The sequence below is a fragment of the Streptomyces sp. TAA204 genome, assembly GCF_000424965.1.
Window position 1 is genome coordinate 19,646 of the sequence record NZ_AUKW01000024.1, and the last position, 21,156, is coordinate 40,801.

A 21,156-nucleotide genomic window follows, 5' to 3' on the forward strand; every position below is an offset into this window, starting at 1 on the left:
GGGGCATGGATCGGGCCGGTGCCACATCCAGGCTAACAAAGAGCCCCGGGAAGCGATTCCCTTCCCGCCGGGCGATTTCCCTCAGTCCCTCAGCAGCTCCGGAACCCCGCGCTCATCAGGCGTCTCACCCGGCCCGGACAGCACCGTCAACCGCTGGGTGGCCCGCGTCAGGGCCACGTACAGCACCCGCAGTCCCTCCGGGGACACCCCGCCGAACGCCTCGTCCAGGGTGGGCGGCTCCTCCGCGCCCATGCCGGACGGGGCGCCCGCGGCGATCTCCGACGGAGCGACGACGACCGTGGCGTCGTACTCGAGTCCCTTCGCCTCCAGGCTGCCCAGGGGCACGACACGCGCCCCGAGACCCGAGACCCACTCCGTCGCCTCATCCCGCCGGCTCATGGGGACGACGACACCGACCGTGCCGTCCACCTCGTCCAGGGCCCTGCGTGCCTCCTCACGCACGGCAGCGCCCATCTCGCCGCGTGCGACGGCGAATCGCGGCACGATGCCCGTGGAGCGGACCGCCTTCGGGGGTGCCACACCCGGCATCGCCAGGGCCAGCACCCGGTCCGCGAGTTCCGCGATCTCGGCGGGGTTGCGGTAGTTGACGGTCAGTTCGAAGCGGCTGCGGGGGCGTGAGCCCAGCGCCTCGGTCCGTGCCTGCGCGGACTCCTGCGTGTCGGGCCACGAGCTCTGGGCCGGGTCGCCGACGACCGTCCAGGTGGCGTGCCGGCCACGGCGGCCGACCATGCGCCACTGCATGGGCGTCAGATCCTGCGCCTCGTCCACGATGACGTGCGCATAGTCCGTACGCTCCTCCTCCAGCCTCTCCGCACGGTCCCTTCGGGCGGTGTCGCGGTCGGCCGCCGTGGTCAACTCCTCCACCCCGGTGAGCTGTTCCAGAGGGTCGTCCGTCTCCCGCCTGCGCGGCGCGGCGGGTACGCCGAGGAGCACGCGCAGTTCGTCGAGGAGCGCCACGTCGTGCACGGACAGCGGCCCCTGGCCGCCGTCGTCGAGCCGCCGCAGGGACCGGGCCACCCCGCTCACCTCGCCCGGCGTGAGCAGCCGCCCGCGCCGGCCGCGAGAGGAAGCGCCCTGCTTGCGCGAACGGCTGCCGGATCTGCCGCCGGACCCGGCCGGTCCGCCCGAGCAGCGTGCCAGCCTGTCCTCGTCCGCCAGCGACGCCAGCACCCGACGCGGTGTCAGCTCCGGCCACCACGCCTCCAGGAAGTCGGCGAAGCCGTCCTCGGCGGAGACGTCCTCGTCGAAGCCCTCACGCGCCTCGGCCGCCAGTTCAGGGTCCGTGTACCGGCTTCCCGCGCCCGACTTCTCCCACAGCGCGTCCAGCAGGAACTTGCGCGCGCGGGGGCGCATGAGGTTGACCGGTGCGGTGCCACTGAGCACCTGCTGCCGCAGTCGGCTCAGTTCACCGGCGTCGAGTTCCACCCTGTTGCGGAAGGCCACCACCCGCAGCCTCTGCGGCACCCCGCCCGCCTCCAGGGCTTCGCGCGCCGCCCTGTGGAGCACCTTCACCATCCGCCCCGAACCCTTGACGCGGGCCACGCCCTGCTCGTCGTACGCCGTCGCCTCGGCGCCCTCGACGAGCGAGCCCAGCGCGCGGACGGCGACCTGGCCCTCCTCTCCCAGCGCGGGCAGCACGCCCTCGGTGTAGGAGACCAGCAGCGGTGTCGGGCTGACGATGAGGATGCCGCCGGCGTAGCGGCGTCTGTCCTGGTAGAGGAGGTACGCGGCACGGTGCAGCGCGACGGCGGTCTTCCCCGTGCCCGGCCCGCCCTCGACCTCGGTGACCGAGGCGGCGGGCGCGCGGATGACAAGGTCCTGCTCCGCCTGGATGGAGGAGACGATGTCCCGCATGGCGTGGCTGCGTGCCTGCCCGAGTGCCGCCATCAGCGCGCCGTCGCCGATGACGGGCAGTTCGTCGCCGTCGAGTCGGGCGGTGATCTGCGGGCGCAGCAGGTCGTCCTCGACGCCGAGCACCTGTCTGGACTTGCTGCGGATGACGCGGCGTCTCACGACGCGGCCGGGCGCGACGGGCGTCGCGCGGTAGAAGGGCGCGGCGGCGGGGGCACGCCAGTCGATGACGAGCGGCGTGTAGTCGGCGTCGAGCACTCCGAGCCGTCCGATGTGCAGGGTCTCGGCGATCTCGGCAGTGCCGTCGGCGCGTACCGCGCCCTCGGCGGGCTCCACGGAGGTGTAGGCGCCGTCGATGCCCTTCTTGCCGTCCTCGCCGGGCAGCAGGTCGATGCGGCCGAAGAGGAAGTCCTCGAACTCGCTGTTGAGCCGGTTCAGATGCACCCCGGCGCGGAAGACCTGCGCGTCCCGCTCCGCCAGTGCGCCCGGGGTGCCGACCTGGGCGCGCTTCGAGGCGTCGTCCATCAGGAACTCGGCCTCGTGGATCTTCTCCTCGAGGCGGCGGTAGACCTCGTCGAGGTGGGTCTGCTCCCTGCGGATCTCCCGCTCACGGACACTGTCGTGCTGCGCTGCCAACGCCGCGGCCCCTTTCGGATTGTTCACGCCCCTGCGGGGAGGGGGCAGCCGTCAACCGTACGCGACCAGGGGTGCGTGGCGCACATGCCGCGACGTGGGCGGGGGCCGGGGCACGAAGCGGCGCGACGGCGCGCGGCAGCGCGCGCGGCACGGGGAGACGGAGTGCACGGGCGGGTGCACGGGCGGGTGCACGGGCGAGTGAAGAGGCGAGTGAAGAGGCGAGTGAACAGGCGGGGGTGCACGGGCGGGGCGGTGAGTAAGCCGTGGCAGGAGTAACAGCGCGGAGGCCGGGCAGGCACTTGACTCCCAACACCACGAACAAGCCGAACACGGCGGAGGAAGGGCAATGACAACGCCTCAGAGCTGGGACCAGGCACACCAGGGACCGGGCGGTCCGGGCTGGAGCAGCGCGCCGGGAGGAGGAGGGCCCCAGGGGCCCCCGCGCAACGGTTTCGGCGTCGCGGCGCTCACGCTCGCGCTCATAGGCGCGGTGCTGTTCTGGACGGTGCTCGGCGGCTTGCTGCTCGGTCTGCTCGCCGTCATCTTCGGCATCCTCGGCTACCGCCGCGGCAAGCGCGGCGAGGCCACGAACGGCACGCTCGCGATGGTCGGCGCGATCATCGGCGGCCTCGCGCTGGCCGCCTCCGGGGTCATCCTCGCGCTCGCCGTCTCGGTGCTCAGCTCCGGTGACTACGACAGGCTCAACGACTGCATCCAGAACGCGGGCACTCAGGCGGAGGAGCAGAAGTGCCAGGAGGACTTCGTGGACAGAATCACGGAGTGACGCGACGGGTCGCCGGCCGCTCCGCGCGGCCGGCCCCTCACTCCTCCGGTTCGCCCTCCGGGCTGTCGTACTTGCCGCTCTCCGAGGCGGGGTCGAGCGCCAGCCGGTAGCCCCTCTTGACGACCGTCTGCACCAGTTTCGGTGCGCCCAGTGCGACGCGCAGACGTGCCATCGCCGTCTCCACCGCGTGCTCGTCGGTCCCCGTGCCCGGCAGCGCCCGCAGCAGATCGGAGCGGGAGACCACCCAGCCCGGCCGCCGTGCCAGTGCCCGCAGCAGCGCCATCCCGGCGGGCTGCACGGGCCGCAGCTCACCGTCGACGACGACCGCGCGGCCGCGTATCTCCACCTTGTGCCCCGCCACGGGCAGTGCCCGTACACGGCCCGGCAGTTCGACGCACAGGCGCTGCACGAGGGGGCCCAGCCGGAACCGTTCGGGCTGCACCGTGGGGATGTCGTGTCCCTCCAGCGGCATCGCCGTCACCGGTCCCACGCAGGCCACGAGGACCTCCGCGCGCAGGGCTTCCAGCAGCGCGTCCCGCACGCCGCGCCGCTCGGCACGCGCGAGCAGCGACGCCGCCGCCGGAGCACTGGTGAACGTCAGCGCGTCGACGCCCCGGGCGAGCGTCACATCGATCAGGCGGTCCAGCGGTGAGACGTCCTCGGGCGGCATCCACCGGTAGACCGGTACGCCGACGACCTCCGCTCCGGCGGCGCGCAGGGACTCCACGAACCCGGGCAGCGGCTCACCGTGCAGCTGCAGTGCGATGCGCCGGCCGTTCACGCCCTGGTCCAGCAGCCGGTCGAGCACCTCGGCCATCGACTCCGACGCCGGCGACCAGTTCTCCGTCAGCCCGGCAGCGCGGATGGCGCCCCTGACCTTCGGACCGCGGGCGAGCACCTCGACCTCGCCGAGGCACTTGAGCAGGTCGGTGCCCAGGCCCCAGCCGTCGGCCGCCTCGACCCAGCCGCGGAAACCGATGGCCGTCGTGGCGATCACGGTGTCCGGAGGGTGCTCGGTCAGCTCTTTCGTCGCGTCGAGGAGTTCGGTGTCGTCGGCGAGCGGGACGATGCGCAGCGCCGGCGCGTGCAGCACTTCGGCGCCGCGCCGCTCCAGCAGCGTGCCCAGTTCCTCGGCGCGCCGCGCGGCCGTCACCCCGACGGTGAATCCGGCGAGGGGCTCGATCCGGCTGCCGTCCGTGCGTCCGGCCGCCCCTCTTCGCGCTTGCTGCATGTCCGTCTCGCTTTGCTCGTACGAGGAGGCACCGGGCCTGTCAACAGAGCCTGTCAACAGCAGATGACAGGCTCGGTACCCCGCGGTTTCCCTGCCGTAACGCCGCCGGTCCGCGCCGTGCCGTTCCGCACAGCGTGCTGTCACACCCCCGCGTACACCTTGCGCCTCTCCCCCTCCCGGGCGGGAGACGGGGTGTGCACACCGGTCTCGCCGGCCGGCGGCGCGGAGGCGCCCCGCAGGTACACCGCCCAGGTCACCCCGCAGCACACCCCGTAGAAGGCGAGGAAGCTGACGTACGCCGCCGTCCCCGTCCCCATCGTCTCGAACGACTGGCGGAAGGCGAGGTTGATGCCGAGCCCGCCGAGCGCGCCGACGGCCCCGATGATGCCCATCGCCGCGCCGGACAGCCGGCGGGCGCCGGCGGCGGCCTCCGCCGGCGCTCCGCGGGCGGCGGCGGCCTTGGCGTGGAAGATCGCCGGAATCATCTTGTACGTGGACCCGTTGCCGATGCCGCTCAGTACGAACAGTGCGGTGAAGCCCAGTACGAACACCGGCAGCGACTGGTTCAGCGACGCCGCCACGACCACGCCCGTCGCCGCCCCCATCGCCGCGAACGTCCACAGCGTGATCCGCGCACCGCCGAAGCGGTCGGCGAGCTGCCCGCCCACCGGCCGGATGAGGGAGCCCAGCAGCGGACCGAGGAAGGTGAGGGAGGCCGCCTGCAGGGGCGTACGGCCGAACTGGGTCTGCAGCACCAGCCCGAAGGCGAAGCTGTAGCCGATGAAGGAGCCGAAGGTTCCGATGTAGAGGAAGGACATGATCCAGGTGTGCGGGTCGCGTACCGCGTCCTTGGCGGCGCCGGTGTCGTTGCGTACGGGCGCCAGGTTGTCCATCCGCAGCGCGGAGCACACGGCCGCGATCACGATCAGCGGGATGTAGACGCCCAGCAGGACGCGCGGCTGCCCGGCGCCCGCCGTACCGATCACGGCGAGCCCGGCGAGCTGCACCACGGGGACTCCGACGTTGCCGCCGCCGGCGTTGATGCCCAGGGCCCAGCCCTTGCGGCGCAGCGGGAAGAAGGAGTTGATGTTGGTCATGGAGGAGGCGAAGTTGCCGCCCCCGATCCCGGTGAGCAGGGCCACCACCATGAACGTCGTGTACGACGTGCCCGGTTCCGTCACCACCCACGCCGCGATCGTCGGTACGAGCAGCATCGTGGCGCTGATGACGGTCCAGTTGCGGCCGCCGAAGCGGGCGACGGCGAAGGTGTAGGGCACCCGGACCACCGCGCCGACCAGCGTCGCCATCGAGATGAGCAGGAACTTTCCGGCGGGGTCGACGCCGTATTCGGGGCCCATGAACAGCACCAGCACGGACCACAGCGTCCACACGGAGAAGCCGATGTGCTCGGAGAACACGGACAGTAGGAGGTTGCGGTGCGCGATGCGCTCTCCGCGCTGCCGCCAGAACGTCTCGTCCTCCGGGTCCCAGTGCTCGATCCAGCGCCCCCCTTTGCGGGCGCCGGGGGCTGCGGTCGCGGCGTTCATAGCGTCTCCACATGTCTCGGGTGTCACGGCCGGGTGTCCTACCCGAAGCTAGGGACGGCGCGTTTCGGGGCTGTGCCGTGAGGTGACGCGTAGGAAACCTTGCTCTCACCGGGTGGGAGGCCCGGAGGTGAGAGCCGTCCCGTCCGTGCTCGTGCGGTCTGTGCTCTTGCGGTCCGTGCTCGCATCGTCGGTGCTCATGCCGTCCGTGCTCATGGTTCCGCCGGCGGACGTGCCGCCCGCGCGGGCCGTGCCGACGCTACCGGCAGCGGCGCCGGGCGGGACCCCCGGGTCCGAAGAGCGGTCACGCCGGTCCCGGGGACGGGGTACGGGGCCACAGCCGGTGTCCGCGCCCCGCCGCGACGTCCTCGGCCCGGCCGCCACCACGATCAGCACGGCGAGAGAGAGGAAGGTCGGCCAGGCCCGTAGGAAGGTGTGGTGAACGGCGACACGCACCGGGGCCGCGACCCGCAGCGGTCCGGACGGCGGTCCGGACGCCGGCGCGGCGGCGCTCACGGGGCCGGATTTCTCTCCTCCAGCGCCCTCTCCCCCGGGTACGCTGCCGCTCCGGGCGGCGGGACCGTCCGTGTCCCGGGCGGGGCCGCCCCCAGCCGTCCGGTACGGCGCAGCTTCTGCCAGCGCAGACGGCCGCCCGTCAGCGCGGTGACCCAGGACTGCATCAGCACCACGTACATCAACTGCCGGTACAGCAGCTGCTGGAGCGGCAGTGTGAGCAGCGGGGCGAGCCGCTCACGGTCCAGCCGGAAGGCGTACGCCGCGCACAGCCCCTGCACCGCCAGTACGGCAAGCCATGCCGCCGCCGTCCGGCCCGTCGGCCCGAAGACCAGCCCGTAGAGGAGGAAGACGTCGATCAACGGGGCGAGCAGCGGAGCGAGCACCATGAACAGCGACACCAGCGGCAGCCCCACCCGCCCGAAGCGCCCCGACGGTCCGCGCTCCACCACTGCGCGCCGGTGCTTCCAGATCGCCTGCATGGTGCCGTAGCTCCACCGGTAGCGCTGTGACCACAGCTGCGGCACGGTCTCGGGCGCCTCGGTCCAGGCCCGCGCGCGTTCGGCGTACACCACGCGCCATCCGTCGCGGTGCAGCGCCATCGTGACGTCGGTGTCCTCGGCGAGTGTGTCGTCGCTCATGCCGCCGACCCTCCACAGCGCGCTGCGGCGGAACGCACCGACCGCGCCGGGGATGGTGGGCATGCAGCGCAGCACGTCGTACATGCGGCGGTCGAGGTTGAAGCCCATCACGTACTCGATGTGCTGCCATGTCCCGATCAGCCTGTGCCGGTTGCCGACTTTCGCGTTGCCGGCCACCGCGCCGACGCGGGGGTCCGCGAAGGGCTGCACCAGTTCGCGCACCGTCGAGGGTTCGAAGACGGTGTCGCCGTCCATCATCACGATCAGTTCGTGCGAGGCGTGGCGCAGACCGGTGTTGAGAGCGACGGGCTTCCCGCAGTTGGGCCTGCGCAGTACGCGTACGCCCGGCAGACGGAGCCCTTCGACGATGCCGGCCGTGCCGTCGGTCGAGCCGTCGTCGATGACGATCACCTCGACGGGGTGGTCGCTGCCGGTGAGCGAGCGCACGGTGCCGGCTATGCACTCCCGTTCGTTGTACGCGGGCACCAGCACGGTCACGGGTTCGGTGACCGTGCCGGCGGGCCGGCGGGCCGCGCGCCGGGTCCGCCTGGTGTGGACCGCCGACAGTACGAGCATCATGCCGAACCGCACGATGACCAGACCGCCGACCACGGCGAGCGCCACCACGAGCACTGCCATGACCTTCTCGGAGATGCCGACGGCCGCCACGAAGGCACGGCCCTTCCACAGGTCGAGGCCGTGCACGGACGTGTGCGGACTGGGTGCCCGCAGCGCGCCGGTCAGATGCGGGAACTCATAGCCGCGCGCCTGCAGTCGCGGCACGAGCCGGTCCAGCGCCTCCACGGTCTGCGAACGGTCGCCACCGGAGTCGTGCAGCAGGACCACGGCACCCTTGCCGGGCTGTCCCGGCGTGGCCCGCTTCACGATCTTCTCGACACCCGGCCGGGCCCAGTCCTTGCTGTCGGTGTCGATGAAGGCGGTGAGATAGCCGCGGCCGCCGGCCTGACGGGCCACCCGCCAGGACTTGTCGTCCAGCGCTCCGGGAGTGGATGAGTAGGGCGGCCGGAAGAGCGAGGTCCGGATGCCCGCCGCGCCCGCGAGAGCCAACTGGCTCTGCGCCAGCTCGCGGTCCGTGCGGGAGGGCGACTGGTAGGACAGGTCGGGGTGGTTGAAGCTGTGCAGCCCCACCTCGTGCCCCTCCTCCACCATCCGCCGCACCAGCCCCGGGTGGCGCGAGGCCATCGTGCCGGTGACGAAGAAGACCGCGTGCGCGTCGTGTTCGGCGAGCTTGTCGAGAATCCTCGGCGTCCACTCGGGGTCGGGGCCGTCGTCGAAGGTGAGCACGATCCTGCGGTCGGGTATGCGGTGGCTGACGGGACTCTCGCCGCGCACGTCGAGAACGGGCCCGCCCGCCAGGACCTCCGGCGGCACCGAACCGTTGCCGCCGGAGAGACGTACCCGGTGGTCCGCCAGGAACTCGCTGTGCACGTAGCCGCGCAGCAGCAGCATCACGGCGGACATCACGAGCAGGACGCACGGCAGCAGGTAACGCAGCGGCACCCGCGGCCACTTGGCCCCCGCCGAGGCGTGCCTCACGGAGCGTCCGGCGCCGTGACGCCCACGGCCGGGTCGAGGATCTGCTCCAGCAGGCCGCCCTCGGCGGGGGGCGCCGTGGGCTCGGGTTCGGGCTCGGGTTCCGGATCGGGACCGGGCCCGGAGTCGGGGTCGATCGCCGGCTGCGGTCCTGCGGAGCTGCCGGCCGTCGCCCCGCCCTGGCCGCCGGCCGCCGGGACGGGGTCCGCGGGGGCGTTCGCCGCCGTGCCCTGGCTGGGCGGGGCGGCCGCGGCGCCCTTCGCCGGCGCGTCACCGGCGGCCGGCAGGGCGTCCGAACCGGCGGGCTTCGCCGCCCCGTCGCCGTTCGACGCAGCGGCGCCACCCGAGGCGGAAGCGGACGGCTGCCCCGCGGTATCAGGCCGCGCCGTCGCACCCGGACGTCCGTACTCGCCGCGCTCGTCGGCCCGTTGCGGCGCGACCCGCACCGAGTCGGACCTGCCGTCGCCGGCTCCCGGTATCAGCATCCACGGGGCGTCGGAGTTTCCGCCGATCATGCTCACGGTCAGCATCAGCGCATAGCCGCCGCCGAAGGCCCCCATCGCCCATCCGAGCCGCCGCCATCTCCGGCGCCGCCCACCGCTGCTGTCCACGAAGACCGGTGCGTCCAGTGCGTCCGTCTGTTGCGCCATATCCCTTCACGCGCCCCCGATCTGGTGAGCACGCCCCCTCCTCATTGAAGGATAAAATGTAACGCACTTGTGAAAATATTAGTTGTGACTGTTCCGTCTTTTTTCGACTCAATGGAACAGCTTTACCCGAATCGAGTACGGGACTGATCTCTGTGATCAGGTGCTGCGTCCCGGTCACGGGGCGCGTCCCCCTCCGACTTCCGCCCCGGGCAAGGCATTTCGGATACGCCGGGGAAAGGCCGGACGGCTCAGCCCGCCGCTCCCGGCCGCCGGTCCGCCTCGGGCAGCCAACTGCCCCGGGGGCGTACGAGCCAGCCCTCCCGCAGACCGAGGTCACGGGCCGCCGAACACAACACGTCCAGTCCCGGATGACGAAGGCCGCGCCGCCAGACCAGGGAGACCGGGGAGAGCGGCACCGGAGAGGTGAGCAGACACAGCCTCATGCCCGGCACACCCGCGAAGACCTCGCTCGCCAGCACCGTCCAGCCGTGCTTGCGCACCAGCCTGGCGAACTCCTCCTCGCCCTCGATCCTCGGGAACGGCGCCGCCGGTGTGATCCCGCGTGCCGCGAAGAGGGAGCGTGCGTAGTCGGTCCACTCGGCGGTGTCCGGGTTGCCCGCCCCCGCGTAGACCGTCTCACCGGCGAGGGCGGACAACGGCACCTCGTCCATGCCGGCCGACGGGTGCGTACAGGGGAGCAGGACGGCGACGCGTTCGTAGCGCACGAGGCGTCGCCCGAGACCCTGCCGTGCGTTCGGCGTCAGTCCCGCGAACCGCCCGAAGGAGACATCGAGCCTGCCGGCGGCGATGTCCTCGGCGGCCCGCGTCAGGCCGCCGAGGTACCGGGCGACGAACTCCACCTCGGGTGCGCGGCGTCTGGCCTCCTCCAGCACCCGTTGCCCCGTAGCGGCTCGCGCCGCGACGTCGACGGCCAGCGGACCCTCGTCCCTGCGCGCGAACGCCCCGGTCAGTTCGTCGTGCGCGGCCAACACCCGCCGCGCGTACGGCAACAGCCGCTCGCCGGCCTCGGTGAGGGTGACGTGACGGGTCGTGCGAAGGAAGACAGCCGCGCCCAACTCCCGCTCCAGACGGCGGATGTCACGGCTGAGTGCCTGCTGCGCGAGATGGAGCCGGGCCGCGGCGCGGGTGAAGTGCAGTTCGCCCGCGACGGCGACGAAGGCACGCAGCAGCCGCGGCTCCAGGTCGTGAGGCACCCGAAGACATTAACAACCAGGGCGCGTGAAAGGCCCCGGAAGCGGTGTTGGACGCCCGCCGAACGGGGCGCCGATGCTGGCCGCATGCCCCTCCTACGCCTCCGCGGCCGCGCCTCCGCCGCGCTGCCGCGGCCCGCCTCCGCCCGGCTCTCGCCCTGCCCGCGACTCTCGCCCTATGCGCGGCTGTTCAGCGAGCCCGGCTCCCGGGCGTTCACCGCCGGAAGTCTGCTCGCCCGCCTGCCGATGGGGATGTTCACCGTCTCCGCCGTCATCATGATTGTGGACGCGCACGGCTCGTACGCCCTCGCCGGTGCCGTGACAGCGACCGGCCTGACCGCGACCGCGGTCGTCGGCCCGCTGACGGCACGCCTGATCGACCGGCACGGACAGGCCCGGATCGCGCTGCCGGCGACTCTGACAGCGGTGTGCGGAGCGCTCGCCCTGACCGCGTGCGTACGCTACGGAGCGCCGCAGTGGACGCTGTTCGCCTCCTACGCGGCCACCGCCGCCACACCCAACGCCGGTGGGATGTCGCGGGCCCGCTGGACCCACCTCTTGCGGACCGACCCGGCCGCCCGGCACACCGCCAACTCCCTGGAGCAGGCGCTGGACGAACTGTGCTTCATGTCCGGCCCGTTGCTCGCCGCCGTCCTGTGCACCTCCGTCCTCCCAGAATCGGGGACGCTCACAGGGGCGGCGCTCCTGCTCGGCGGCATGCTGCTCTTCACCGGGCAGCGGCGGACGGAACCCCCGGCGGCGGGGCGGGCCGCCGGCCACCCCGCTCCGCCGCTCCCGATGCGCGCCCTGCTCCCGCTGCTGGTCACCTTCCTGTGCACGGGCGCCGTGTTCGGCTCGGTCGAGGTGGCGACGATCGCCTTCGCCGACGGACGCGGACAACAGGCCGCCGCCGGCGCGGTGCTCGCCTGCCAGGCGGCGGGCTCGGCGCTGGCGGGCCTGTCGCTGGGAACGCTGAGGCTGCCGGGCGGCCGGCTGCGGCGCCGATTCGCGCTGTGCGTGGGCGTGATGGCCGCTCTCGCGCTGCTGCCTCCTGCCGCCGCAGCCACCGGGAGCCTGGCCGTACTGGCCGTCGCGCTGCTGGCTGCCGGCATGGGTACGGCACCGACGATGGTGACGGGGATGACGCTGGTCCAGGAGACCGTGCCGCCGACGCGGCTGAACGAAGGCATGACGTGGGCGGTGACCGCGCTGCTGGGCGGCATCGCCGCCGGTTCGGCGGCCGGCGGCTGGGCCGCGGAACATCTGCCGGTGCCCGCGGCGTTCGCGGTCGCCGCATGTGCCGCCTCCCTCGCGGCGGCGGTCGCCGCACTCGCGCACGTCCGTGACGCCACAGGCCGCAAGCCGCGGAAACCGCGTGAACGGGGACAGCCGGAAGAACCGCCGGAACGGCCGGGACAACCGGATCGGCCGGATCGGCCGGATCGGCCGTCGAAGGAGCGTCAGCCGCGCGTCCGGCGCCGCAGCCCACGCGGCACGCTCCGGGCCTCCCGCCCGTCCTCGGACAGCGGCGGAACATAGTGCGTGGGGGAATCCCGCTCCTCCGGCGGAGGCGCGTTGCGTGCCGGCGACTCCGCGTGAGGAGCGTCGGCAGGGCGCCTGCCGGCCGCCCTCTCCCAGCCGGCCCGCGCCCTGGGGTGGTAGCGGTACCTGAACGGCACCAGTTTCCACACGAGATGGACGAGCCGCCCGATGCGGCGCAGCCGCCGCTCGTCCCGCACGGTCCACCGGTAGCCCAGCCGCTCCCGCACCGCCCGCGGAAAGAGCCCGACCGTGAACCAGACGGTGAAGCGGGCCTGCGGACCGCGCAGCGCATCCCAGACCGGACGGGGCAGCCAGGACAGGGCCGGCGGACGGGAGATGCGGCGGATGTCGAGCACGTCCCGGGCCGGCTGGTTGTCCTCCAGCACATGTGCGGCCATGTGCTCCCAGTACGCCTCGAATTCGGGCCAGCTCCGCGGCACCGGCCGCATGCTCATCCCGTACAGCCGCCACCAGCGCACGTGTTCGTCGAAGAGCTGCCGCTTGCCGTCCTCACTCAGCCCCGGCCCGAAGCGGTCGGCGACGAGCACGGTGAGCATGAAGAAGGTGGAGTGCGCCCAGTAGAAGGTGTCGGGGTCGAGCGCGTGATACGGGCGCCCGTGCCGGTCGACGCCCTTGATCGTGTCGTGGTAGCCGCGCACTTGCCGTGCCGTCTCCGCCGCCCGTGGACCGTCGTAGACGACGCCGCCGATCGGGTAGAGCGAACGGAAGAGCCGCTGCCACCGCTCCTCGAAGAACTGCGAGTGCCCGGCGACTCCGGCGCCCAGCCCGGGGTGCATGTTCTGCATCGCGCCCGCCCAGGGGGCGAGCAGCACCCCGCGCCAGTCGCCGAAGTACTTCCAGGTGAGCGAGTCGGGCCCCAGCGGCTCCTCGCCGCCGGGGACGTGCCGTGCCTGCGGCTCACGCTTCACACGCCGGCTCCTCTCCCCGAACGCTCAGGTGTTCCCGGCGGACATCGCGGCACCGACCGCCACGGCTGTGGCGATCTGCATGTCGTCCAGCGCCTTCTTCAGCGCGGGACCGGCCTGCCCTGCTCGCTCGGTCAGTGCCTTGATGCGCTTCTTGTGCTCGCGCCGGTCCTTGCCGGAGGTGACGGTGGGCAGCCCTCCCACGGCGGCCAGCGCGGTCAGCGCGGCCTGCCTGGTGCTGAAGTCCTCCACTGGACGGCCGCTGTTGAGCGTCTCGACGGCTTCGGCTCGCAGACGCTTGGCGAGGGCGGTGTCCTTGACCTCGATCCGGTCGTAGCGCCAGGTGCGCCGCTCGATGCTGATGACGCGGTCGCGTTCGAGCTTCTCCTCCACCGCCTGGAAGTTCTGCTTGCGGTGCTGCTGCACCAGCGCCTTCCACTTACGCGGACGCCTGTCCTCCGCTATGGCGCGCAGTGCCGTGTCGAGGACGGGGTCGCCGGTACGCCGGTCGCCGGCGGCACGGGCCTTGCCGTCGTCGTCGACGAGGCAGCCGCGGTCGGTCAACTCGATGAGCACGGCGGCGCGGAGCACGTTGCCGATGACGTCCCGCTTGGTGAGCTTCTCCTTCTCGACGTCGCAGGCGAGGAGGTAGAGCTCTTCGGGGAGAGTGCGCTGGTTCTTGTCCGTACGGTCCATGGCCCCATCACAGCACGAAAGGCCGGACCACCGAAGGGGCAGTCACGGCCTTTGCACGAGGGAGGACGGGGGCCGTCCGGAGATCGACGGACATTCCCGGAAGTCTCGCGCACGGAAGCCGGGCGATCCGCCCGGGCCGGTCCGCGCAGTCCGCGGTGCAGCTTGCGAACCCGCCGCGACCCCGGGGGTGCGGGTGGCGCAGCCCCCGCCCCGCGAGGCGAAGCCGAGCACACACGAAGAGGGCGAGATGGTTCGCGCAGATTGCGAACACACCTCGCCCTCGACCTCGTGGAGATGGCGGGAATCGAACCCGCGTCCAACGGAGCAGAAGGAGGGCTTCTCCGAGCGCAGTCCACTTCGATTTTCTCGGCCCCGGAGATCACGTGGACAAGTCTCCGACGGGCCCAGTCACTGTTTGATGTCCCGGCAGGCCCCGTGACCGGACCTGCGCGGTGAGTTCCCTAGCTGATGCCAGGAACCGGGTCGGGAACGCACCCGGGCTGACACTTCACACTCGCTGCTTAGGCAGCGAGCGCGAAGGAATCGCGCTTCTGATTGGCGATTATTTTTTTGCGGCACATGGTTATCGAGATCATTGCCGCGTTCCTCGGCTCGCTTCCCCTGCTTCGACTTCCGCTGTCGAAACCGATCATCCCCGTGTTGAGTTGACAACCCGCCTCCGCTCTCGCGGCTGCGGCACTGTGACCATGGTACGGGCCCGGCCACACCATGGCCAACTCTTTACGCCGGCGCTCCATTCCCGCCACGGGGTACGGCTGCCACAGGTACGCGGCAGTGACCGTACGTGCTCAGACCTTCACCCGCTGGCGGCGCCGGGCGGCCGAGATCGCCCGCTCCGACTCGCGCCGGTCCTGCTTCTCCCGCAGCGCCTGCCGCTTGTCGTACTCCTTCTTGCCCTTCGCCAGCGCGATCTCGACCTTGGCCCTGCCGTTCAGGAAGTAGAGCGCGAGCGGGACCAGCGTGTGACCCGTCTCCTGGGTCTTGCCGATCAGCTTGTCGATCTCCCAGCGGTGCATGAGCAGCTTCCGCTTCCGCCGCGCGGAGTGGTTGGTCCACGTCCCCTGGGCGTACTCCGGGATGTGCACGTTGTGCAGCCACACCTCCCCGGCGTCGAGCTGGGCGAAGCCGTCGACCAGCGACGCCCGGCCCTGGCGCAGTGACTTCACCTCGGTTCCGGTCAGCACGATCCCGCACTCGAAGGTGTCCAGGATGAGGTAGTCGTGGCGCGCCTTCTTGTTCTGCGCGATGAGCTTACGGCCGCCGCTCGCGTCCTTGGCCTTCTTGCTCTTGCCCTTGTTCTTGTCGTCCTTCTTCGCCATAGCCAGGCCATTCTTCCACTACGAGCGGGTGTGAAGGCCACTCAATACTGTGCGGGCCCGCTCGGCGGCGTCCCGTGGGGCGTCGATGGCCAGGTCGGGAGTGATGCCCTCACCGTCCAGGGAACGTCCCGAGGGGGTGGTGTAGTGCCCGACGGTCAGCTCCGCGACCGATCCGTCCGGCAGCCGGCGCGGCATCTGCACGGACCCCTTGCCGAAGGTGCGCGAGCCGACGACCACGGCCCGCCCACGGTCCTGCAGTGCTCCGGTCAGCAGTTCGGCCGCGCTCATCGTGCCGCCGTCCACCAGCACGACCAGCGGCCGGGACGACCGGCCGTCCGGCGCGGGGGTGCGGGAGTCCGCGTAGAGCGCCCGCTGGTCGCCGTTCTCCTCGTACGTGGCGACCAGGCCGCCGTCGAGGAAGACCGAGGCCGCCGTGACCGCCTCGCTGACCAGCCCGCCCGAGTTGCCCCGCAGATCGAGCAGGACGCCCCGGCTCTCGTCCGCGTGCCCGGCGACGGCCTCGCGCACCTGCCGCGCGGAGCCCTTGGTGAAGGAGGAGACCTTGATACGGGTGACTCCGTTCGCCGTCCGGTCGACGGTCACGGGGTCGGCCGTCAGGCGCTCCCGCTCCAGCGTCTCCTTCCACTGCCGGCCGTCGCGGTCCAGCGTGAGGCCGACGGAACTGCCCAGACGGGAGGGGTCCCCGTCCTCCGAGGAGCCCCGCAGCAGCGCCACGACATCGGTGACGGGCTTGTCCGTGACGTCCTCGCCGTCGACGGCACGCAGCCGGTCACCGCGCCGTATGTCCGCGCGGTCCGCCGGGCTTCCGGGCTGTACGCGGGCGACGGTGACGGTGGATCCGCCCTCCACGCCCCGCTGGCTGCGGACGGAGATGCCGACGCCGGTGTACTCGCCGTCCAGGGTCTGCCGGAAGCCTTCGTACTCGCGTGCCGTGTAGGCGGCGGACCAGCGGTCGCCGCTGCGGCTCACGAGCTCCTCGGCACCCTCGGCGGCGTCGCCGCGTCCGGTGTCCTCACGTGCGCCGGCCGGTGTGCCGTTGGCGTGACCGCCGCCGAAGTCCTCATCCGCGGAGTGCGGTTGCCCCGCCGCCGCGCTGGTCGGTCCCCCCGGGGACCGTACGCTGTCGCCCCACGCACCGGTCGCCGCGCCCGTCGCGAGAACGCTCGCGAAGACCAGCGCCAGACCGGCCCCGCGGCGCAGTTGCCGGGGGCTCCCCCTGTCTTTGTCGGGGGTTGGGGCGGAATACCACGAGTCCGACATGATTCGGAGTCTAGGCCAGAAAGACGGCGCCGCACGGCGTGTTGGCCGTACGGCGCCCGCGTCATGCGTCACACCTTCAGATACTTGCGCAGCGTGAAGAAGGCTGCCAGGGCAGGCATCAGGACACCGACGGCGATGAGCAGCGGCAGCACCTTGAACACCGCGTCCCAGCCGATGAAGTTGATGAGGGCGATCTTGTCCGCGAGCCAGCTGTCGATGAGGAAGTACTTGCCGCCGACCAGCAGTACGCACGCGAAGCCCGCCCCGATCAGACCGGCGATCGCCGCCTCCAGGATGAAGGGCATCTGGATGTAGAAACTGGAGGCGCCGACCAGGCGCATGATCCCCGTCTCGCGCCGCCTGCTGAACGCCGAGACTCTCACGGTGTTGACGATCAGCAGCAGGGCGACGACGAGCATCAGCCCCATCACGAACAGGGCGGCGATGTTCATGCCGTTGAGCAGGTTGAAGAGGTTCTCCAGCAGGTTCCGCTGGTCCTGCACCTCCTGCACCCCCGGTCTGCCGGAGAAGGCGGTCTGCAGCACGCGGTACTTGGTCGGGTCCTTGAGCTTGACGCGGAAGGACTCCTGCATCTGGTCCGGGGTCAGCGAGTCGGCCAGCGGAGAGTCCTTGAACTGCTCCTGGTAGTGCTTGAAGGCCTCGTCGGCGGACTCGTGGTAGACCTTGTCGACGACCCGCAGCTTCTTCAGATCCGTGTTGATCTGCTGCTTCTGCTGCGCGGTGACGGCGCCCTTGGCGCAGTTCGGGTCGGAGTCCGCGTCGTTCTCGTTGCAGAGGTAGACCGACACCTGGACCTTGTCGTACCAGTAGCCCTTCATCGTGCTGACCTGCTCACGGGCGAGCAGGGAACCGCCCGCGAGGGCCAGCGACAGGGCCACCGACACGATCACCGCGAAGGTCATCGTGAGATTGCGGCGGAGACCGACGCTGATCTCCGACAGTACGAACTGGGCGCGCATGGCGTCCTTTCAGTGTGTTGCTGTCTCAACTGCCCAGACTGATCGGACTGATCGCTCAGGGGCGTCCCGGCCGCGCCCGCGGCCACCGCCCGCTGTGCGGCTCAGTGCTGATAGCCGTAGACGCCGCGCGACTGGTCGCGCACGAGGCGGCCGCGCTCCAGCTCGACGACGCGCTTGCGCATCTGGTCGACGATCTGCTGATCGTGGGTGGCCATCACCACTGTCGTGCCGGTCCGGTTGATCCGGTCCAGCAGCTTCATGATGCCGACGGACGTCTGCGGGTCGAGGTTGCCCGTGGGCTCGTCGGCGATCAGCAGCATCGGACGGTTCGCGAAGGCACGGGCGATGGCCACGCGCTGCTGCTCACCACCGGAGAGCTCGCCGGGCATCCGGTCCTCCTTGCCGCCCAGCCCCACCAGGTCCAGCACTTCGGGGACCGTCTTGCGGATCTGGCCGCGGGACTTGCCGATGACCTCGAGCGCGAACGCGACGTTCTCACCGACGGTCTTGTTGGCCAGCAGCCGGAAGTCCTGGAAGACGGTGCCGAGCTGGCGGCGCATCTGCGGCACCTTCCAGTTCGACATCCGCGCGAGATCCTTGCCCAGGACGTGCACCTGGCCTTGGTCCGCCCGCTCCTCGCGGAGGATCAGCCGGAGGAAGGTGGACTTGCCGGAGCCGGACGAGCCCACCAGGAACACGAACTCACCGCGCTCGACGTCCAGCGAGACATCGTGCAGCGCGGGGCGGTTCTGCTTGGGGTAGGACTTGGAGACGCTGTCGAATCGGATCACGGATACACCACGTCGACCTGGGTAGGGGCAGCGGAAGCCGCGGAGCGGCTCCCCGGGGGCACCTCCCAGCGATAGCTGGGGGACGGTGTGGTGACCTTACGCGAACCGGCGCGCGGCGCGCAGTCGGCGTCCGTCGATGGTGTGCTCGGTCACCTCGCGTTCAGCCACAAAGTACACATCGGTGACTTTCCGTTCTTCCCCGGTGCCTCTTCGGTGCCTCCCCTGTGCCTCCCGACGCCTTCCGGCTCCTGCCAGCGGACGGATGTTCCTCTGCGCCCGGGGGCGGGGGCTGGCACAGTGGAGAGAGGCACCACAAGGGGAACGAAAGGATCCCGGGTGTCGTTGGCCAGACTGAGGAGGAGTTCGCATGACATGCGACCGACTGGTGTGTGCCAACTGCGCGGGCCCGGTGACCGAGGGGCGCTGCGCCGTCTGCCGTGCGCACCGTGAGCGCCTCCACCGCGAGTCGCCGCTCGCGAATCTCTCTCCCGTCGCGCTGTTCACGCTGCTGCTGACACTGGTGGCGGTGGCGGTGCTGGCACAGCGGGTCACCGCAGCGTGACAGATGGGCGACACTGAGTGACCCGCTCTCGCCGAGCGGGACTTCACCGGCCCGGCTGAGGCTCCGCCGGCCCCTCTCCGTACACCCGTCCCTGTCCTGCACGTTGCCCGTACACGTACGAGGGGCCCGGAACTCGCGCTGTGCGCTGTGTTCCGGGCCCCTCGCCCGTGCGTACGCGCCGCTCGGACACGCAGCGGCGTCCCGCTCACATACGGATGTCAGGCAGCCGTACGGCGGTTGATCATGCGCGGCATCATCCGGAAGGCGACGCCACCCGCGATCATCGTCGCGGCACCGACCAGCAGGAAGGTCGTCTCGGCGGAGCCGGTGTCGGCCAGCTCCTCCTTCGGGGCCTGCGGCGCCTGCTCGACGGGCTGGCTGCCCGCGCTGTCGGGGTCGGTGTTGCCGCCGCCCTCGCACTCGACGCTGTCGTCGTTCAGGTCGCAGGTGTCGTCCCCGCCGCCGGAACCGCCGATGGTGGCCGGCTCTTCGCCGCCGCCGCTGCCGCCGGTGTCGCCACCGCCGGTCGCGGTGGAACCGCCGTCGCCGCCGGTGTCACCACCGGTGTCACCACCGGTGTCGCCGCCGGTGTCACCGCCCGTCGCGTTTCCGCCGGTGGAACCGCCGGTGTCACCACCGGTGTCACCACCGGTGACCGCACCGGTCACGGAACCGCTGACGGTGCCCTCGGTGTCGCCACCGGTGTCACCACCCGTGGTGTCGCCGGTAGTACCACCGTTGTCCTCGCCACCGCTGACGGTGCCCTCGGTGTCACCACCCGTGCTGTCGCCGCCGGTGGTGCCTTCGCTGTCACCGCCGCCGTCACCACCGCCGATGATGCCGCCGATGATGCCGCCGACCAGACCGCCGTCACGCTCCTGCGTGGCAGTCGAGGAGCTCGTGTCCTCGGCGGCCGAGGCGGCGCCCGCGGCTGTGAGCGAGGCGCCGACGGCGAACACAGCGCCGGCAGCGACGCGCGCCACACGCAGCCGCGTCTTGGATTTCATCATTCGCCAACTACCCCCAGTAGGTTCGCTCTTGGATGGAGCAGCTGTGTGACGGGCTGCGGAGCCTCTGTGGGGACACGGATCGGTCCGCTCCCCCGCACGCGCCCCTGACACAGGCATGCCGAGCGAACAGCTTTCCCATTTTTCACACCCCCGTCAAGCGAGGACTGTGTGAAATGGCCCTGCCCGGCCGCCGGTTCGGCGGATGCTGCTGGAATCGTTACGTGGAAACGGCTGATTCCGCTCTACTGGGGCTGCTCCTGCTGCTTGCGCCAGCGGATGCCCGCGTCGAGAAAACCGTCGATATCCCCGTCGAGAACGCCCTGCGGATTGCCGACTTCATGTTCCGTCCGCAAGTCCTTCACCATTTGGTAAGGGTGCAGCACGTACGAACGCATCTGGCTGCCCCAGGAGTTGCCGCCGTCGCCCTTGAGCGCGTCCATCTTCGCCTGCTCCTCCTGGCGCCGGTGGGCGAGCAGCCGGGACTGCATGACGCGCATGGCGGCGGCGCGGTTCTGGATCTGGGACTTCTCGTTCTGGCAGGAGACGACGATGCCGGTCGGGATGTGCGTCATACGCACCGCGGAGTCGGTGGTGTTGACCGACTGGCCACCCGGCCCGGACGAGCGGAAGACGTCGATCCGCAGCTCGTTCTCCGGAATGTCGATGTGGTCGACCTGCTCCACCACCGGCAGCACCTCGACCCCCGCGAACGAGGTCTGGCGCCGCCCCTGGTTGTCGAACGGGGAGATGCGCACCATGCGGTGGGTGCCCTGCTCGACGGAGAGCGTCCCGTAGGCGTACGGGGCCTTGACGCTGAAGGTCGCGGACTTGATGCCCGCCTCCTCCGCGTAGCTGATGTCGAAGACGTCCGTCGGGTAGCCGCGGCGCTCGCTCCAGCGCAGGTACATCCGCATCAGCTGCTCCGCGAAGTCCGCCGCGTCCACGCCCCCGGCCTCGGCGCGTACGCTGACGACCGCCTCGCGCGGGTCGTACTCGCCGGAGAGCAGGGTGCGGACCTCGAGTTCGTCCACGGCCTTGCGCACCACGGTCAGTTCGGACTCCGCCTCGCCGCGCGCGTCCGCGTCGTTCTCACTGTCGGCGAGCTCGAAGAGCACCTCGAGGTCGTCGATCCGTGAGCGCAGCTCCTCCGCCTTGCGCAGGTGCCCCTGGAGATACGACAGCTTGCTGGTGACCGCCTGCGCGTTCTCGACGTCGTCCCAGAGATCGGGAGCCGCGGCCTGCTCCTCGAGCAGGGCGATATCTGCCCTCATCTTGTCGAGGTCGAGCACGGCCTCGATCGACTCCATCGTGGAGGAGAGGGACTTCAGCTCTTCGGAAACATCGTCGGCAGCCACACCTCCACCCTAACGGCTGGCTCTCGCGTCCGTTCCC

General features: G+C 71.2%; 17 protein-coding genes and 1 other RNA gene. 3 read left to right on the forward strand and 15 right to left on the reverse strand.

Going from position 1 to position 21,156, the window contains the following annotated elements:
* Positions 1-81: 81 nt before the first annotated feature.
* Positions 82-2,508, reverse strand: coding sequence for a UvrD-helicase domain-containing protein (locus H343_RS0123450; RefSeq protein ID WP_028433119.1), 2,427 nt, complete (start codon positions 2,506-2,508; stop codon positions 82-84).
* A gap of 346 nt (positions 2,509-2,854) precedes the next feature.
* Here H343_RS0123450 and H343_RS0123455 point away from each other — a divergent pair, with 346 nt between their 5' ends.
* Positions 2,855-3,292, forward strand: a complete 438-nt coding sequence (locus H343_RS0123455; RefSeq protein ID WP_028433120.1) for a hypothetical protein — start codon at positions 2,855-2,857, stop codon at positions 3,290-3,292.
* Between the two features lie 37 nt (positions 3,293-3,329).
* On the opposite strand, the gene H343_RS0123460 is transcribed toward H343_RS0123455, so the two are convergent.
* From H343_RS0123460 to H343_RS0123485, 5 genes are all read right to left on the reverse strand, one after another.
* On the reverse strand, positions 3,330-4,523 hold the full coding sequence (locus tag H343_RS0123460) for a uroporphyrinogen-III synthase (protein WP_051265898.1): 1,194 nt from the start codon (positions 4,521-4,523) through the stop codon (positions 3,330-3,332).
* A 140-nt stretch (positions 4,524-4,663) separates the two neighbouring features.
* Complete coding sequence (locus H343_RS32475) at positions 4,664-6,070, reverse strand: MFS transporter (RefSeq protein WP_051265900.1); 1,407 nt, start codon at positions 6,068-6,070, stop codon at positions 4,664-4,666.
* A gap of 509 nt (positions 6,071-6,579) precedes the next feature.
* Positions 6,580-8,778, reverse strand: coding sequence for a bifunctional polysaccharide deacetylase/glycosyltransferase family 2 protein (locus H343_RS32480; RefSeq protein WP_051265902.1), 2,199 nt, complete (start codon positions 8,776-8,778; stop codon positions 6,580-6,582).
* A complete protein-coding gene (locus H343_RS35015) occupies positions 8,775-9,425 on the reverse strand; it encodes a hypothetical protein (RefSeq protein WP_028433123.1) in 651 nt (216 codons plus the stop codon). Before H343_RS35015 ends, H343_RS32480 begins: the two co-directional genes overlap by 4 nt.
* A gap of 248 nt (positions 9,426-9,673) precedes the next feature.
* Positions 9,674-10,639 (reverse strand): LysR family transcriptional regulator, encoded by a 966-nt coding sequence (locus H343_RS0123485; protein ID WP_028433124.1) that lies wholly within the window; start codon positions 10,637-10,639, stop codon positions 9,674-9,676.
* A gap of 84 nt (positions 10,640-10,723) precedes the next feature.
* On the opposite strand from H343_RS0123485, the gene H343_RS32490 reads away from it, so the two are divergent.
* The gene (locus H343_RS32490) at positions 10,724-12,175 is read left to right on the forward strand and encodes an MFS transporter (RefSeq protein WP_078506058.1); all 1,452 of its coding nucleotides are present in this window, start codon (positions 10,724-10,726) and stop codon (positions 12,173-12,175) included.
* Here H343_RS32490 and H343_RS32495 read toward each other — a convergent pair.
* The 7 genes from H343_RS32495 to ftsE all read right to left on the reverse strand — a co-directional run bounded on the left by H343_RS32495 (position 12,097) and on the right by ftsE (position 18,192).
* Positions 12,097-13,107, reverse strand: a complete 1,011-nt coding sequence (locus H343_RS32495) for an oxygenase MpaB family protein (protein ID WP_078506059.1) — start codon at positions 13,105-13,107, stop codon at positions 12,097-12,099. The genes H343_RS32490 and H343_RS32495 overlap by 79 nt on opposite strands.
* Positions 13,108-13,131: 24 nt before the next feature.
* Positions 13,132-13,800, reverse strand: a complete 669-nt coding sequence (locus H343_RS0123500) for a GOLPH3/VPS74 family protein (protein ID WP_028433125.1) — start codon at positions 13,798-13,800, stop codon at positions 13,132-13,134.
* 286 nt (positions 13,801-14,086) lie between these two features.
* Positions 14,087-14,457: a transfer-messenger RNA gene (ssrA, locus tag H343_RS34490) on the reverse strand.
* A gap of 152 nt (positions 14,458-14,609) precedes the next feature.
* Complete coding sequence (gene smpB / locus H343_RS0123510; protein ID WP_028433126.1) at positions 14,610-15,140, reverse strand: SsrA-binding protein SmpB; 531 nt, start codon at positions 15,138-15,140, stop codon at positions 14,610-14,612.
* An 18-nt stretch (positions 15,141-15,158) separates the two neighbouring features.
* The gene (locus tag H343_RS0123515; protein ID WP_037904882.1) at positions 15,159-16,421 is read right to left on the reverse strand and encodes a S41 family peptidase; all 1,263 of its coding nucleotides are present in this window, start codon (positions 16,419-16,421) and stop codon (positions 15,159-15,161) included.
* A gap of 68 nt (positions 16,422-16,489) precedes the next feature.
* Complete coding sequence (gene ftsX, locus H343_RS0123520; RefSeq protein WP_028433128.1) at positions 16,490-17,401, reverse strand: permease-like cell division protein FtsX; 912 nt, start codon at positions 17,399-17,401, stop codon at positions 16,490-16,492.
* A gap of 101 nt (positions 17,402-17,502) precedes the next feature.
* A complete protein-coding gene (ftsE, locus tag H343_RS0123525; RefSeq protein ID WP_028433129.1) occupies positions 17,503-18,192 on the reverse strand; it encodes a cell division ATP-binding protein FtsE in 690 nt (229 codons plus the stop codon).
* A gap of 367 nt (positions 18,193-18,559) precedes the next feature.
* On the opposite strand from ftsE, the gene H343_RS0123535 reads away from it, so the two are divergent.
* Positions 18,560-18,754, forward strand: a complete 195-nt coding sequence (locus tag H343_RS0123535; RefSeq protein WP_028433130.1) for a hypothetical protein — start codon at positions 18,560-18,562, stop codon at positions 18,752-18,754.
* 218 nt (positions 18,755-18,972) lie between these two features.
* Here the strand turns inward: H343_RS0123535 and H343_RS0123540 are convergent, their stop codons facing one another.
* Together H343_RS0123540 and prfB are read right to left on the reverse strand one after the other, a co-directional pair.
* Positions 18,973-19,764 carry a hypothetical protein gene (locus H343_RS0123540; RefSeq protein WP_051265905.1) on the reverse strand — a complete coding sequence of 264 codons (792 nt, stop codon included), beginning with the start codon at positions 19,762-19,764 and terminating at the stop codon, positions 18,973-18,975.
* 242 nt (positions 19,765-20,006) lie between these two features.
* Positions 20,007-21,119, reverse strand: a complete 1,113-nt coding sequence (gene prfB, locus H343_RS0123545) for a peptide chain release factor 2 (RefSeq protein WP_028433132.1) — start codon at positions 21,117-21,119, stop codon at positions 20,007-20,009.
* Positions 21,120-21,156 lie beyond the last annotated feature (37 nt).